Origin of the sequence: Paenibacillus salivarius, assembly GCF_051307165.1 — a bacterium.
GTDB lineage: Bacteria > Bacillota > Bacilli > Paenibacillales > Paenibacillaceae > Fontibacillus.
In genome coordinates this window covers 5542532-5557591 of record NZ_CP195592.1, presented here as the reverse complement: position 1 = coordinate 5557591, position 15060 = coordinate 5542532, and the positions used below count along the sequence as shown (strand labels likewise).

Genomic DNA, 15060 nt, shown 5'->3' with positions numbered 1-15060 from the left:
GCGTAATGGAAGTTGACTTTCATACGAGTAGTTATTCAATGGTGTTTTTCGTGGCCTTATACATATTTTCGGTGTAATCGTCGATTTCATCTCGTGACATGCGCAAGCGGGCCACAGAAGAACCATATCCGATTTCCTTTTTGCCATTTGCTAATTCGTTGAAGATTCCATCCGCGAAGGCATCTAAGGGTTCGCCATGCGTATGCAGTCCCGCACCGCCTAAATCTGTATTTACTGCCGGAGGAGCAACTTCTATGACTTCGACAGACGTATCCGAAAGCTGATGTCTTAGACTCATCGTAAACGAATGAAGTGCCGCTTTCGTTGCTGAATAGATCGGAGCCACCGCAAACGGTGTAAAAGCTAACCCGGAGGTTACGTTAATGATTGCCGCCGATTCTTTTGTTGCAAAAAACGGAGCGAACAACATCGAGAGATGGAAAGGTGCCTCCAGGTTCGTTATGATTTCTTGATTGAAATAACTCCAATTGTTCTTCGCATCTGCTTTCAATATGTTAAAACGTTGTTGGATCCCTGCATTATTCACTAACACATTCACTTCGGGATAGTTCGCTGTTACCCAGTCAAACAATGCTGCACGCTCGGATTCCTTATTCAGATCACTTACGTGAGTTACAAGGCTTGGGAGTTTTTCCTTTGCATGTTGAAGCGCATTTTCTCGCCGTCCGGTAACGATGACTTTATTTCCAGCCTTTATAAACCGTTCTGCAAAGGCGAATCCGATTCCAGCGCTTCCACCTGTAATAAGAATGGTATTCCCTGAAAGATTCATGATCGTTCCTCCCCAATTCGATTTGTATAGCGGTTTATTTTTTCATCAATGCCTTGCAAGGAGTCTGTCATTAACGCAATCTCATCCAGCACGGCCTGTTTGTGTTTCTTCATCATTTCAAGCCGGCGTTCAATCGTGGTGTCTCCTTCTTGGATCCAATCCATATACTGCTTAATTTGTTTTATGGGCATTCGGGTATTTTTTAAGCAAATTACGGTTTGAAGAAGCGCCATTTGGACTTCTGAAAATAATCGCCTGCCTGCCTCATCACGCTCAATGAGTGGCAGTAGTCCTTTTTTTTCGTAATAACGCAACGTTGATTCCGGAATATTGAATTTGGCTGCAGCTTCGCTGATAGAGCAATACTTCATTTGGAGTCCTCCAAATCTTTACATTTCGATGTCGACATGAATAGGATACGACTTAAACCATGGTTTAAGTCAACTGTTAGTTTCCATGCGTGAAATTGACGTTACAGACACCCCGGTGAACTGTATCGTGACTAACGGCAAGTTTCTGTTGTGCAGCGAATGTTGACCATCGAGCTGGCACCCGAAGCGTTCGAATTTTTGAGGAAGCCTAAAAAATTCTAAAACGCTACTGACATAACGCTGTCAGTAGCGTTTTTTTATCATTGGACATGTAAATGAAAAGGAGATGATATCTAGTGAATTTGGCTTCTATACGCATCATTACTGACGACGTGGATCGTCTCGTCGAGTTCTACGAGAAAGTCATGGGGGTTGCGGCGGAGCGACCCGCGCCCGTATTTGCCGAACTTGTTCTGCCAGCTTGCACCCTCGCCATCGGCCACTCCCAGACGGCGCAGCTATTTGGCCCCGATTCCGTTGTGGGGGCCAACAATCGCACAGTCATTATCGAGTTCCGCGTCGACGATGTCGAAGCCGAATATATGCGCTTGAAGCCATTTGTTGTTGATTGGGTCAAGGAACCGACCATGATGCCGTGGGGGAACCGTTCTATGCTGTTCCGCGATCCCGACGGCAACCTTCTTAACTTTTTCGAGCCGGTGACCGAGGAAGCGATTAAACGGTTTAGAGGTAGATCGAATCCAGCGTGATTGCTGTTCGGGAATGTTGGAAAAGGAGGAGTTATCACTACACCAAATAATAAAAGACCGTCATGCCTTCTCTGGAGCGTTCGACCATTAGGTTCGCTCCAGTGCAGCGGTAGCTGACGGACTTTTTCTATATAGTCACACACGAATCTGTTAGATCAAAATACCACTCTAGGAAGGAGTTAAAGCTTTTCCATTGCGAATTGAATTTACCGGCAAAAAAATCCACCATCTGCTGGCCCAATCCTAAGCCTATCACTTCGTCTGTGTTCTTATTATAAAAAAAGCCGAACTCCCCTTCAAAGTTATCCAATGGAATATACTCTTCAGGCAGGTTTAAAACGGCATGAGTTCTCTTCATACCTAACATATAGTCCGAAGAATTGATCATAAACCAACAAATTTGATAGATTTCACGTTTCCTACTGAAGAAAGTAGGCCCATCCTCTGCATGCAAATAAAACGCAGCAAAATCCGAACCCAAATCGATGCCTAACTTTACTAATGCGTGTTCATACTCCTCTGTAGTGTCTTCAAACCACCAGTTTTTGCTTTTACAATAATTTACTACTTTTTCCGAAAGCATCTCGACTGCTCCTCCCATACGAAATGAACTGACTAAGTTATTCCCCAGATTATATCACATCTTCGTCCTTCGTCGTCCCCGCCCTTATTTGTCCTATCACCCGCTTGCCCTAAGAGAACGTCCCAATCTACCCAGGCTCTTCGAAGAAGATTTGAGTGTAATTAGTTTCCTAAACAGTATCATAATTTGACATGATTAATGATTATTATAAACACATCAGATAGGGAAAAGCATTTAACCAAATCAAAAAAAGGAGTTTTTACGATGGCAGCTTACCGTTATCAGGATTATGCCGGCATGAACAGGGAGAAGGAAAGCTTTTGGCGGGCAGTGGAACAGGATGGAAGGCTTGACTTGACGCTATGAAGGCTTTTGCTGCAAACGACTACATTTTTGCCGTAAATGAAGCGGTAAATCACAAGAGGATGGGGAAATGTGGATTCCGGTTGTTAAAAAATAAAACTAGATCAGAGGAGGAATAAAAATGAGTATGACTATAGCACATGAAAACAACGTGAAAGCAGCATCCCGCCCTGTTGGAAGAAGGGTCGCCTATTGGACGGTCACCATTATACTCGCATTCTCAATTACATTAAGCGGTATCGGTCAACTGATGCGATATGGGGGTAATGTCGATCTAGTGACCGATATTGGTTTCCCGTTATATATCACGAACATTCTTGGAGCTTGGAAGCTGCTTGGAGTCATTGCAATTCTAATGCCAGGCTTGCCCCGGCTTAAGGAATGGGCGTATAGCGGAATCTTTTTTCTAATGACGGGGGCGGCTTTATCCCATGCGTTCGCTAACGATTACGGCGATTACGGATTCCATATCATTCTCCCGCTGTTCTATGCCGCGCTTGGCATGGCCTCCTGGGCGCTGCGTCCAAAAAGCCGCAGGCTCTAAGGGGCAGATATTCAATATAGTTAAGCGTTGGCCGGACCATTCGGCCGCCATTTTTGGAAAGGAGGCACCCAGCCGGGTGCCTCCTATTTTGCTCTGCAGAGGGTTAATTGTACGTTTTTCCCAGTCAAAGAACAAGTGTTTGCATTTTTCCTTTTCTTTTGAGCGAATCATTTGTATGATGAAAGAAACGTGAACGAAAGAGGGGCCTTGCAAACATGATCCAATTCACAAACCGCCAGGCACGGCAATTTCTGTTGTTGAAGCATGGACTATTGGGCGAGTATAAATTTAGCGGGAAGCAAGGCGTATTGGACTTTGCCCGGCAGGTTGGCTGCATTCAATACGACCCCATCGATGTTTGCGGAAAAAACGCCGAGTTGGTACTGCAGTCGCGAATCAAGGGATTTACCAAGGGGATGCTCGCCGAGTTGCTGTATAAGGATAGAAGCCTTGTCGATTATCCCGATAAGAATCTGGCCATTATCCCCGTCGAGGACTGGCCTTATTTTGAGCGATACAGGAAGGCCGCGAGGCAACATGCCGAACGCTATCCGGAAATGGAAGCGCTGGCAGAGCAAGTACGGGCTCATATCCAAAATCACGGTGTACTAAGTTCGGATGATTTGAAATTGGATGGAGATTTCACTTGGCAATCGGCCATCCACTGGAGCGGCGGAAACAATTCATCCCGATCGGTGCTGGAACAGATGTATTCGACGGGTGAGCTGATCATCCATCATAAAAAAGGAACGCGTAAATACTACGACTTGGCGAAAAATTACATACATCCAAATCTGCTGAATGCGTCAGAGCCGCTGGAGGATGAGCTTGAGCATCATAAGTGGCGGGTATTGCGCCGGATCGGCGCTGTCGGCCTTTTATGGAATCGGGCGTCGGATGCATGGCTGAATATATGGGGGTTGAAGGCAGCACAGCGCAACGAGGTTTTTCGCCAGCTATTGGACGAAGCCCGCATTGTTGCTGTTGCCGTGGAACATATCAAGGATATGCTCTATTGCCGCGTCGAGGATTTGCCGCTTATTGAAGCCGTCCTGCAAAATCCGAAGCCGAAATTCCGCTGCGAGCTGATTGCCCCGCTGGACAATTTGATATGGGACAGAAAGCTGATCAACGAATTGTTTGGCTTCGATTACACCTGGGAGATCTACACGCCTGCAATCAAACGGAAATTCGGCTATTATGTGCTGCCTCTCTTATATGGAGAGAGCTTCATTGGACGAGCCGAGATCATCGCGGAGCGAAAAACCGGAACGCTCGTTGTTAAAAACATCTGGTTCGAGAACGGTGTGAAGCAAACAACGCCATTGCGAACAGCCTTGAACCGTTGTCTCCAAAGGTTTGCGTTATTCAACGGGTGTGAGACGATGTCGACGGAGTCTATAAACTGATATTTTCTAGATCAGACTTTGGAATCATTTTCCTTGCCAGACTTGCGTGAATCGTGCGGCAATCTCTATAGTAGAGGGAACGACATACGAACGGAGTGGTAGGGAAAATGGAGAGCGAACGCGTACTTCAGCAAATTTTAGATGAAAAAAGTGAGTTTCAGCGGTTGTTTCAAATATATCTGCTATTTGAGGAGAAAGTGGAGCGGCCGAATGCGGAAGTTGTCCGGAACGCGTTAGAATCGCGATGCGGAAAAACGGATACCGTGTCTCCAGACGACACATTATCAGCGTTTGCCATAGATGCTTATAAAGTAGCTTACCAGGAGGGAGAACTGCCGGCTCAGGTCATGATGGCTGACGTGACTCCGTTCAAACCGGAGACGATTACCGACCTGGAGCGCACCCAGTTTTGGACGATGCCGGATGCGGAGGACGTCCTGCAGGAATGTCACTATAAGCTGCTGATCAGCGATTTTATGGCGGCGGGGCTGGACTATAAATCGCGCAGTTCTTTATTGGCAGACTGGCTGGAGACTGCGGTAAACCTGTTCCCTACCTGCAAAGCGGTCTGGATTCCATCCAGCGGGAAATTGCTGTACCCGGCCGAAGTTACGGATAACCCATTCGAGGGAGCTGCCAGGTTCTTGCAGTTCGGCATGAATATCCGCTATTTTACGATTCACGGGACCGAAGACAGCTTGATCGATTCGCTTGGCCTCTTTGCGCTTGGCCTTCCGGATGTCCAGTACCATTTTCATACGTTGGATCCGAACGAAGTGTCGCAACATGCTTTCAATGTCGCAGCCTACTTGTTTGAAGCGGAGGTGCCGGTGAACGACGGCGAGACGATCGCCGGCTTGCTGGACGGGGAGATGGCGCCGGACGTGCAATGGCCTTGCAGATTTGAAATGGCGCTGATCCAGCCTTCGAGAGAAGTGATGGACGTCTGTCCGGGCGAATATGCGGCAGGAGAACGAGAATAAGGATAGGGGATGGCGAACCCAATGATTTGACGTTGAGTGTTGAATTTCGCTTTGAGGGTGACGATTTGAAAGTCATTTTTGAGAGTGGGATTACCGTACTTTAACAAAAGAGAGCAGCACGGGAGCGGCAGCCACTCGTAGTGCTCTCTTTTTCTGAACCCGGCAGTGGTTCGGTGAGAACGGCTATGATATTAAGGATGGAGGAGCCTAATTTGATAAAATATGAGATTCCTGAAATGTTGAAAAATCATGAGGACTTAATTAAAGGAACGTTTAGGTTTAGCAACGAGATTAGTTTTAAACGTGAAGAAACTAAACCTTGGGAGAGCAAATTAGGCGGCTGCCCCTACTTGAAGGATATTAAGGATTACCCGGTGGATGAGGCTGGAGAACCTATGTTGTTTATAGCACAAATAAATTTGGCGGATCTTGAAAACCTGGGCGAATTACCCGAAAAGGGACTGCTGCAATTTTATGTTGTCAATGAAGAGATGTTTGGTTTGGAAAGCCCTGTTTTAGTAAAATATATTGAAGATTTTGAAGAAGATGAAGAGCAATTAGTAAGGACTAATCCTTATGAAAATGAAGAGTATCAGATGAATCTTCCCTTTTCGCACAGTGGAAAAATGTATTTTAAAACAAGGGAAATGCCGATGTCCTCCTCACTGGATTTATTTCGTGAGACTTTTAAGCATGAGCTATCCGAAGTGGAATATGAGAAACTGAGCGAGGATTGCTACAGTAGTGACAGCAGAATTGGCGGATATCCTTATTTTGTTCAGAATGACTACATAGGTTTTGATGAAAATGATTTCCTTTTGTTGCAGCTGGATATAGAGGATGAATGCGGTATTATGTTTGGAGACGCCGGGAATTGCGTTTTCTCTATTCCAAAGACTGCTTTGAAGAATAGGGACTTTTCAAAAGTAGTGTATGACTGGCAATGCTGCTGAAACCATACCTTAATGGGGCAATAAGCGATTAGAAAGGAGCATCATCCTATGGAAGTAACCGCACAGGAAGTAGCTGAATGGATGGTCAAGGAAATCAGGTCTACGGGAACGCTATACCAGGCCGATGCAATTGAATATGTGAAGACCAATTTCGGCGAACAATTCGTATTCGTGAATGAGAATGGAAATACATCGCTGTCTAAAGAGGTGAAGAAGGCCTTCCGCAAACTCCACGGCGGCAGAATTGCTTGGGACCGCGACGGATTCTTTTGGGCTTGGACCTGAGGAGTATTATGCCGATTAATTAGCGCTGATAAGCTACTGATAACGGGTATCACAAAGTCTAAAATCACGAAGAGAGACAAAACAGAAGAGGCGAAAGGTCGGCCACGTGAGTGGTCGGTTCGCCCTTTTGTGGTCTTTTTAAAATCTATAATTCACCGGTTGTATCATACTTTAACAACTTTTGTTTACTATATATTTTTTCGAAAAGAATTCCTGTTAAATAATAAAATACGAGGCCAAAACAAATATGAATAAATGTAAATTTAAGACCAAATGATGTGAATTCATACACTAAAACTGGCAATTTCACTGTTGACCAAGCCCCTAAGAAAAATACTATATAGCGGACGCTAGCTCCCTTTTTCAATAATAGAACTGCGATTGGAAAAGCTATATAAAGGGGGCCTGCTGCTACTGTTGCTAATAATAAGGTGAATAAGACACCGTATATACCTGATTTTTCGCCCATATATCGAATAAGTGTTTCCTTCTTTACCCATTGATCCAATAATCCGACTAATATGAATATAGGGGGAAGAAGAAGCAACATGTCTAAGATACTTTCACCAGTTATATGAACTGTTTTTATAGCGATAGCTTGATTCATAAATGCAATAAAAAGTAATCCTAATAATAAAATGAAAAAGAGACGATATCTTTTTAGCTTTATCATGTCAACACCACCCAAATTATCAATGCAAATAGAAGAGACATTAATATGGAAGAAATATTTCGAGCATAAGCAAAGCTTTTTCCAAAAGTTTTTTGCTCCATAGATAACGTCACCAGTCCTACAGACATCATAGTCGACATTAATACGGCTACTTGTGGAAGGGCGGCTCCATTTTGAACTAAAGTATGCCCGAGAGGAAAGACTATAAAGCTAGGAACTAAAGCAATTGAGCCAATAATTGTAGAATAGACGATACCTATAAAACCAGAATTTTCACCAATAATTGAAGAAATGAATGACGGTGTCAATAAAGATAATGCCAGCCCAATAAATAACATGATTGCTAATAAATCCGGTATAACATTCAGAAACATTTTCCATGATTTTAATAATGCCGTTTTTGTTTTGTGTTTGTCTTTTATGAAGGAAATTCCCAAATATATAATGGCTATACTATAGAGAATAATGCCGCTAACCATTGTTTTGAACCTTCCACTTCGTATATTTCTCTTGAAAAAATGCTAAATTTCTCATTTTTTCTTCAATATCTATGTGAAAATCCTTCAGTCTTTGCTTCCCAATTGTAGTGATTTTATACATCCTTATCGGTTTGTCTTGAGTAGATGTATTCAAATAAGATTCAACAGCGCCTTCTTCCTCTAATTTTTTTAGTGTCCGATACAATATGGCACTATCAATGGGGTTGATAGGAAGCTCTTCCTCACATTTCTGTAGAAGTTTCCCCCCGTAGTTATCTCCCTCTGCTAAAAACAGCAAAAGAAATGCACCTGTATGTCTCCCTGTATGTTTCATAAAAAATACCCCCCTTAATTTAATGAAAGTAATTTGTAGAACTGTTATTAACAGTTTGGTGTTAATAGCAGTATACTGTCGATAACAGTATGATGTCAATCAATGTTTTTATTGCAGCTGGATATAGAGGATCAATGCGGTATTATGTTTGGGGATGCTTCGTGAATGAGAATGGAAATACATCGCTGTCTAAAGAGGTGAAGAAGGCTTTCCGTAAACTCCACGGCGGCAGAATTGCTTGGGACCGCGAAGTGGCGAAACAGGGGAGCTATACGCGCGCCGCGGAGGTTCTAGGATATGCTCAATCCACGTCACGACGCAGATTCAGAGACTTGAAGAGTCCTATGGGGCGGTTCTCATGGAACGCTTTGGGCGGAACATGAAGCTGACGCTGGCTGGAAAGACACTTTTGCAATACGCCAACGAGATTCATAGAATACACGAAGAGTCGAAAGAAGCCGTATCCCGGCAATCCAAAGGAATGCTCTCCATCGGAACGGTCGAGACATTGGCGGCTTTTTATCTTCCACCATATCTTGGTGCGTATCGAAGGGATTTCCCGGACATCAATGTCATGATTCAGCCGGGGAATGAACCTGAGATCATCCAAGCGGTCAAAGAAGGGGAACTGGACTTCGGAATTATTCTAGATCTGCCGTTCGCGGACGAGGAGCTCGATATCCACGTTCTGAGGGAAGAAGCTTTGGACATCCTCGTCAGTCCGGACCATAAGCTGGCGGGGCAAAATGAAGTTCGCATTGGGGATCTCGAGAACCTCATTGATGAAGGATAATTGGAGTTGTTATAATAGTCGTATGTCTACCCAAATAAACACGACCAAATTATATATGCCTGCGCTCCGGTCAAGGGCGGTTATACGCCAACGGTTAACTGAAAGACTAAACAAGGGTCAGCACCGCAAGTTGACCCTAATTTCTGCACCGGCGGGCTATGGCAAAACGACGTTAGTCTGCGAATGGCTCGCCGGTTGCGAACGGCCGGCCGCATGGCTTTCGCTAGAAGAAGGAGATGCCGAAATTACGCGCTTTTTGACGTATATGATTTCCGCTCTTCAGACCCTATCGGAGAATATAGGAGAAGGCGTTCTCTCTGTACTCCACTCACCTCAACCGACACCGACCGTATCCATCCTGACGGCTCTTCTGAATGAACTTTCGACCATTTCGTTTCCTTTCATCCTTGTCCTTGATGATTATCATGCGGCCAGTTCAAGAGAGGTCGACGAAGCTATATGCTTCTTGCTGGACCACCTTCCCGCACAAATGCACCTTGTCCTAACGACCCGCGAGAACCCTGCCATATCACTGCCGCGATTGCGGGCTCGGGATCAATTAACCGAGCTGCGCGCTGCCGATATGAGATTTACTCTTCCCGAAACCGAAGTCCTCTTTAACCATGTCATGGAACTTAATCTCTCCACCGACCATATAACCGAGTTGCAATCACGTACCGAGGGATGGGCTGCGGGCCTGCGTTTAGCTGCGATTTCTATACAGGAAGACCACGATGCCGGTCGGCTCCTTCAGTCTTTCACGGGCAATCACCATTTCGTGCTGGATTATCTGGCGGAGGAGGTTCTGCAACGGCAGCCTTCGGCTGTACAGGATTTTTTACTACGAACCTCTATCCTCGATCGAATGTGCGGATCGTTATGTGATGACATGATTCCCCATCCTGAGATTTCCGGTAACGAAATGTTAATCGGGCTTGATCGTAAAAACTTGTTTGTTATTCCTCTGGATCGGGAACGACGGTGGTATCGCTACCACCATTTGTTCGCGGATATCCTCCGTAGACGGCTGCTGGAAAGTAGGAACGACAACGATATCTGCGAATTGCACCAACGAGCAAGCATTTGGTATGAAGGCCATGGCTTCGAGATCGAGGCGTTTCATCATGCCATAGAAGCCCGGGACATCACGCGAAGCACGCGACTGCTTCAAGGCGGCGGGATGCCGTTGCATCTGAGAGGGGCTGCTAGAATGGCGCTCGCTTGGCTGGGTTCGTTGCCATCCAAGGAACTGGATGTAAGACCGGAGTTATGGGTGTATTATGGTTCTGCTCTATTGATTGCCGGTAAACCGACGGGGGTCGAACCCAAGCTCCGAGCGGCAGAAGCTGCATTGGAAGGCATGGAGCAAGACGTCGGCGTCAAGGAATTGATCGGATGGATTGCGGCTACCCGCGCGACATTGGCCTCTTTGATGTTAGCTGATAATCACCATGGTGCGGAGTCGAATTTACAAGTGGCCGAAGCGGCCATGCAAGCCTCGCTACTCGAAGATAAGACCGATGAACTTGTAGGATTAATTACGCCTCCTTGGAATGCGGGGAAAAATGAAACAGACGCAATAGCCCAAGTTATCGTCCAATCACGTCGTGCCCTTGCCTATTTAAGACCCGATAACCTACCAGCCCGGACGGCATCCGCTTGGATGCTGGGCGTTGCCTGCCAAAGGCGGGGAGATTATGCCGAGGCTTGCGAAGCTTATAACGAAGTCATAGCCAATTGCCGAATGCTCGATCATCAGCTGATGGCGGTAACGGCCATCATCGGAATCGCCCAGATTAGAGAAGCGGAAGGGCGTCACGACCTGGCAGCAGAGCGTTACCGGGAGGCTCTAAAGCTTGCAGACGGTCTGCCGCACCCGGCAATCAACGAAGCTCAAATGGGTCTGGAGCGGATGCGCCGTGTCATCGAATCCGGAATGAAGGGCAACCGGATCGAGCCGCTTAGCCAACGGGAAATCGAAATACTGCAGCTCATCGCCCAGGGACTCTCTAATCGGGAAATCGCCGAGAAGCTCTTCTTGGCATTGGATACGGTGAAAGGGCACAATCGAAGGATTTTTGAGAAGCTTCACGTCCAAAGACGCACGGAAGCGATCGCTCGCGCCCGCGAACTTCATTTAATATGAACACTCCAAAACCACACTAAAGTGTCTACAGGCCCGATCTTCTTCGAGCTATACTGCTATTAATTAGCTAGGAGAGGAGACCAGGCATGAGGAAAATGGAGAGAGTGGTAGGGGCGTTATTTTTATTGTCGACGGGGGCATTCTTGGTGGGAAGCGGGATGTTGGATCCTGTTTTGCATCGAACGGACTTGCTGGTCAGTGTGGATTCCGACCGAATGAGCATGTTTGCAGGATGGTTCTTGGAGCTAATTAACGCCATAGCAGTTGTGGGGATTGCCATGTTGCTGCAGCCGACGCTAAAGAAATATCATGAGTCGTTTGCGTTTGGGTACTTCGCTTCCCGGGTCATGGAGTCGGCATTGTTAATGTTAAGTTTAATCGGTCCGCTCATCCTTCTCGCATTAAGTAAGCCGTCAATATCCGCAGGAGTTGCCGGTTCCGGTGACTCATACCTGCAAATGTTAGGGAATTTATCGGTAGAAGCCCATTATTTGCTATTTGATATGGCCATGCTTGTGCTGAGTTTAGGCAGCTTGTTATTTTGTTACATTCTCTATCGATCGAGACTCGTTCCACGATGGTTGTCCATGATCGGCTTGATTGGGTATACGGCCCTGTTAGCAAGCAGTTCTCTGTCCATAGCCGGCCTAGATCTTGGAGCGATTCTTTACATCCCTGGAGCGATATTTGAAATAGCCTTGCCGGTTTGGCTCATAGTGAAGGGATTTAATCCGTATACGCAAGCTTCCGCGAAATAAAATTGGATTAAGATCCTTTACCTCATTGATCAGGATTTGATGATTATATAAATATTGAACTTATGTTGGAGGGGGAAGTATGGGCATGAGAGTAAAATTAGAAGGGATCACTGTTTTGGCGCTGGATGTTGCTAAATTGACCGGCTTTTATCGTGATGTCCTGGGATTTAAGGTTATTGTAGAGGAAGAACATTACACGGAATTTGAGAATCATGGCGTTCGCCTAGCCATTTTCTCGGCACCATTAATGGCAGATAACACAAACGGTCACCCTTCTTTTGGAGAAAAGCGTAAAGGGCAAGCCTTTGAGCTTAACTTCGAATGTGATTCTCCTGAGGATGTCTACGTGATGTATGGTGATTTTGTTTCCAAAGGGGCTACCGGGATAGCAGAGCCAAGGGTAATGCCCTGGGGTCATACTACGGGCTTCTTTGCAGATCCAGAAGGCAACATTCATTCCCTCTTTGCAGTTAACCCCGTAACGGTTGAGAATACCCAATAAATTCGATGCTGACAGGGATTGATGATTATATTTAAATTTTCCCTATAGTTAAATGGGATTTTTAGGTAAAGTATAGAGAAGTAACTGAAAAGGAGTGTTGTATCAATGCTAAACAAGGTGGTCATCATTCAATGTGGGAAGTCGTTGCGAAAAGTTTAACTGGAGGAGATGTTTATAAATTATATCGAAGTTGTAAAAATCAGTGATGCATATTTACTTCCATTAGTAACAGAGTTGTATGGATTAGAAGGCTATGAAATCAAACCGGTTAAGGCACACGACGGAGGTCGGAATGTCGTTTATACGTGTGAAAGCGAGGGCGACGAAGCCAAAATATTGAGAATCGCGTTCTTAACTGACAGGAGTCGGGAAGATATTCTGGCCGAAGTTGAGTATGTGAGATATTTATTCGAGCATGGCGGAAGTGTCTCGGACGTCGTCAGCTCTCGGAAGGGGAACTTGCTGGAAGAGATCACTCATAATCACCATACGTTCTTTATCTGCCTATTTAAGAAGGCAAAGGGAAAAATGCTTGCAGATAATAACTATCGCTACCGGGAAGGAGCTCCAATTTCCGAATATTATTATAATTGCGGTAAAGTCCTGGGGAAGCTACATCAAATATCGAAAGGATATCGTCCCATTCATCGCAGGTATAGCTTTTTTGACAAATACAATGCCGACTATATCGAGAAACTGATTCCCGATTCGTTGCCTTTGCTGAAGGAAAAGCTGTTAGAGCTGCTTAAAACTTTAGAAGGCTTGGATCGGCACCGTGAGTCTTTCGGTATGATCCATTTTGATTACAACGATGGGAATTATTCGATTGATTTTGATACTGGGCAAATCACGGTGTACGATTTCGATAATTCATGCTTCGGTTGGTATATGTATGACCTGGCAGATCTCTGGACACACGGAGTGGGTTGGATACAGTTTGAACCGGATGCTGGAAAACGCAAAAAGTTTATGGATGATTATTTTGAGGCTGTCCTTGCGGGATACAGATCTGAGACCGGGATCGAAGAATCGATACTGGATAAGCTGCCTTTATTTATTCAAGTAACCCTTATGGAAAATATCGTGGATATGTTCGAGGTAATGAGAAATAACGGCGAAGAGCCGGAGTGTGACGAGGAGTTGTCATATCTCATAAAATGCATGGAAGAGGATATCCCGTATAAGGGATTTTTCCATGACATTTACTCTTGTGAAGAACCCTTTGAGTATGAAGAGCGAAAGCTTTGATAAGAGGTTACTGAAATCCACTTTGATTAGGAAGGGCCATCCTGAAAAGGGTGGCCTTTAAACTTGCCGTTACAGACAGCGCAGTGAACCGTATCATAAATAAGGGTAAGTTTTTTGCATAATTACTTGCGGGGGATTTTACAATTATCGGATTTAGGTCTCTCTAAAATCTGTAAAAATAGTGCATGGAAAGAGAGGAATAACACCTTATGACCCAAGAAGAAGTGCTAAGCGGCGGAAATGTAAACCATATCGTTCGCGTGGGGGATACCGTTCGCCGTCCCACAGGATATTGGAGTCCAAGTGTTCATGAATTACTCAACCATTTGGAGAAACAAGGATTTGATGGAGCGCCAAGATTTCTAGGAATCGATGACTCGGATCGTGAAATATTGACATTTGTTACTGGAGATATTAATCAGCCAGAACTTGAATCGTACACATGGTGGACGGACGAAACACTCGCGGGTTTTGCGCGCCCTTTACGTCAGTTCCATGATACGGCCCGATCCTTCACTCCCAGTGGTGAGGCCAAATGGCAGCTTGCATACGCTAATGATGCTGAGCATGAAACAATCTGCCATAATGATGCTGCGTTTTATAATCTTATTTTTCGGAATGGGGTGCCGGCTGCGCTGATTGATTTTGACATGGCAGGACCTGGTCCGCGTATGTGGGACATTGCGTATACCCTTTACACATCGGTTCCGCTTGGCGGTTTCGCGCCTGACTTTTCTTCGGGAAAAATGGAAGTGATGCCATATCAGCGTGAAAAAAATGCTGTAGAGCGCCGCGAGAGAATCCATCTGTTTTTTGAAGCTTACGGAATTCCCGTCCCTAACAATTTGCAGGAGTGGATTATTGAACGATTGACTGTGCTGTGCGAGACGATGAAAAACTTTGCCGCTAACGGAAACCAAGCCTTTCAAAAAATGATTGATGAAGGGCAGTTAGCTCACTATGAGAATGAGATTAACTTTATAAAAGATCATCTCAAGGATTGGGTATCGATGAAATAAAACCCGATTTAACCATCATCGGAGGAGATATTGTAGCTGATCGCGGGCTCGTCATTGGCGGGGGTAAGAGCTTTAGTTTGCTATGTACACTTCCCGATATTCCCCAAAAAATAC

At 45.3% G+C, this 15060-nt stretch carries 18 protein-coding genes and 2 pseudogenes; 14 read left to right on the top strand and 6 right to left on the bottom strand.

What is annotated here, in order from left to right; all coding sequences use genetic code 11:
* Positions 1-31 precede the first annotated feature (31 nt).
* Both ACSFXJ_RS25765 and ACSFXJ_RS25760 read right to left on the bottom strand, forming a co-directional pair.
* The gene (locus ACSFXJ_RS25765; RefSeq protein WP_435923155.1) at positions 32-793 is read right to left on the bottom strand and encodes an SDR family oxidoreductase; all 762 of its coding nucleotides are present in this window, start codon (positions 791-793) and stop codon (positions 32-34) included.
* Positions 790-1164 (bottom strand): MerR family transcriptional regulator, encoded by a 375-nt coding sequence (locus ACSFXJ_RS25760; RefSeq protein ID WP_435923154.1) that lies wholly within the window; start codon positions 1162-1164, stop codon positions 790-792. The genes ACSFXJ_RS25765 and ACSFXJ_RS25760 overlap by 4 nt, the downstream gene beginning before the upstream one ends.
* Before the next feature lie 296 nt (positions 1165-1460).
* Between ACSFXJ_RS25760 and ACSFXJ_RS25755 the strand changes: the two genes are divergently transcribed.
* Positions 1461-1874, top strand: coding sequence for a VOC family protein (locus tag ACSFXJ_RS25755; protein ID WP_435923153.1), 414 nt, complete (start codon positions 1461-1463; stop codon positions 1872-1874).
* 127 nt (positions 1875-2001) lie between these two features.
* Here the strand turns inward: ACSFXJ_RS25755 and ACSFXJ_RS25750 are convergent, their stop codons facing one another.
* On the bottom strand, positions 2002-2457 hold the full coding sequence (locus ACSFXJ_RS25750; protein ID WP_435923152.1) for a hypothetical protein: 456 nt from the start codon (positions 2455-2457) through the stop codon (positions 2002-2004).
* A 264-nt stretch (positions 2458-2721) separates the two neighbouring features.
* Here ACSFXJ_RS25750 and ACSFXJ_RS25745 point away from each other — a divergent pair.
* The 6 genes and pseudogenes from ACSFXJ_RS25745 to ACSFXJ_RS25720 all read left to right on the top strand — a co-directional run.
* A pseudogene (locus tag ACSFXJ_RS25745) lies at positions 2722-2897 on the top strand (transcriptional regulator); the annotation flags it as partial.
* Positions 2898-2941: 44 nt separating this feature from the next.
* Entirely contained in the window at positions 2942-3364 is a 423-nt protein-coding gene (locus ACSFXJ_RS25740) for a DoxX family protein (protein ID WP_435923151.1), read from the top strand.
* Positions 3365-3579: 215 nt separating this feature from the next.
* Positions 3580-4773: a winged helix-turn-helix domain-containing protein gene (locus ACSFXJ_RS25735; protein ID WP_435923150.1), complete on the top strand. Its 1194-nt coding sequence runs from the start codon at positions 3580-3582 to the stop codon at positions 4771-4773.
* Positions 4774-4880: 107 nt separating this feature from the next.
* On the top strand, positions 4881-5756 hold the full coding sequence (locus ACSFXJ_RS25730; protein ID WP_435923149.1) for a DUF4261 domain-containing protein: 876 nt from the start codon (positions 4881-4883) through the stop codon (positions 5754-5756).
* A gap of 212 nt (positions 5757-5968) precedes the next feature.
* Complete coding sequence (locus ACSFXJ_RS25725) at positions 5969-6709, top strand: YwqG family protein (protein ID WP_435923148.1); 741 nt, start codon at positions 5969-5971, stop codon at positions 6707-6709.
* A gap of 48 nt (positions 6710-6757) precedes the next feature.
* Positions 6758-6994 (top strand): DUF6953 family protein, encoded by a 237-nt coding sequence (locus tag ACSFXJ_RS25720; RefSeq protein ID WP_435923147.1) that lies wholly within the window; start codon positions 6758-6760, stop codon positions 6992-6994.
* 145 nt (positions 6995-7139) lie between these two features.
* Here ACSFXJ_RS25720 and ACSFXJ_RS25715 read toward each other — a convergent pair whose 3' ends face one another.
* The 3 genes from ACSFXJ_RS25715 to ACSFXJ_RS25705 are packed head-to-tail and all read right to left on the bottom strand — an operon-like array spanning position 7140 to position 8480.
* Positions 7140-7667, bottom strand: coding sequence for a permease (locus ACSFXJ_RS25715; protein ID WP_435923146.1), 528 nt, complete (start codon positions 7665-7667; stop codon positions 7140-7142).
* Positions 7664-8146 carry a hypothetical protein gene (locus tag ACSFXJ_RS25710; RefSeq protein WP_435923145.1) on the bottom strand — a complete coding sequence of 161 codons (483 nt, stop codon included), beginning with the start codon at positions 8144-8146 and terminating at the stop codon, positions 7664-7666. The genes ACSFXJ_RS25715 and ACSFXJ_RS25710 overlap by 4 nt, the downstream gene beginning before the upstream one ends.
* On the bottom strand, positions 8139-8480 hold the full coding sequence (locus ACSFXJ_RS25705) for a PadR family transcriptional regulator (protein ID WP_435923144.1): 342 nt from the start codon (positions 8478-8480) through the stop codon (positions 8139-8141). The genes ACSFXJ_RS25710 and ACSFXJ_RS25705 overlap by 8 nt, the downstream gene beginning before the upstream one ends.
* 158 nt (positions 8481-8638) lie before the next feature.
* Between ACSFXJ_RS25705 and ACSFXJ_RS25700 the strand changes: the two are divergent.
* From ACSFXJ_RS25700 to ACSFXJ_RS25670, 7 genes and pseudogenes are all read left to right on the top strand, one after another.
* Positions 8639-8731, top strand: a pseudogene (locus tag ACSFXJ_RS25700) (DUF6953 family protein); the annotation flags it as partial.
* A gap of 107 nt (positions 8732-8838) precedes the next feature.
* The gene (locus ACSFXJ_RS25695) at positions 8839-9273 is read left to right on the top strand and encodes a LysR family transcriptional regulator (RefSeq protein WP_435923143.1); all 435 of its coding nucleotides are present in this window, start codon (positions 8839-8841) and stop codon (positions 9271-9273) included.
* Positions 9227-11419, top strand: coding sequence for a LuxR C-terminal-related transcriptional regulator (locus ACSFXJ_RS25690; protein WP_435923142.1), 2193 nt, complete (start codon positions 9227-9229; stop codon positions 11417-11419). Before ACSFXJ_RS25695 ends, ACSFXJ_RS25690 begins: the two co-directional genes overlap by 47 nt.
* An 86-nt stretch (positions 11420-11505) precedes the next feature.
* Entirely contained in the window at positions 11506-12177 is a 672-nt protein-coding gene (locus ACSFXJ_RS25685; RefSeq protein WP_435923140.1) for a DUF4386 domain-containing protein, read from the top strand.
* Between the two features lie 79 nt (positions 12178-12256).
* Positions 12257-12679, top strand: a complete 423-nt coding sequence (locus tag ACSFXJ_RS25680; RefSeq protein ID WP_435923139.1) for a VOC family protein — start codon at positions 12257-12259, stop codon at positions 12677-12679.
* 168 nt (positions 12680-12847) lie between these two features.
* On the top strand, positions 12848-13927 hold the full coding sequence (locus ACSFXJ_RS25675; RefSeq protein WP_435923138.1) for a phosphotransferase enzyme family protein: 1080 nt from the start codon (positions 12848-12850) through the stop codon (positions 13925-13927).
* Between the two features lie 209 nt (positions 13928-14136).
* A complete protein-coding gene (locus ACSFXJ_RS25670) occupies positions 14137-14946 on the top strand; it encodes an aminoglycoside phosphotransferase family protein (protein ID WP_435923137.1) in 810 nt (269 codons plus the stop codon).
* The last annotated feature ends 114 nt before the right edge of the window (positions 14947-15060 follow it).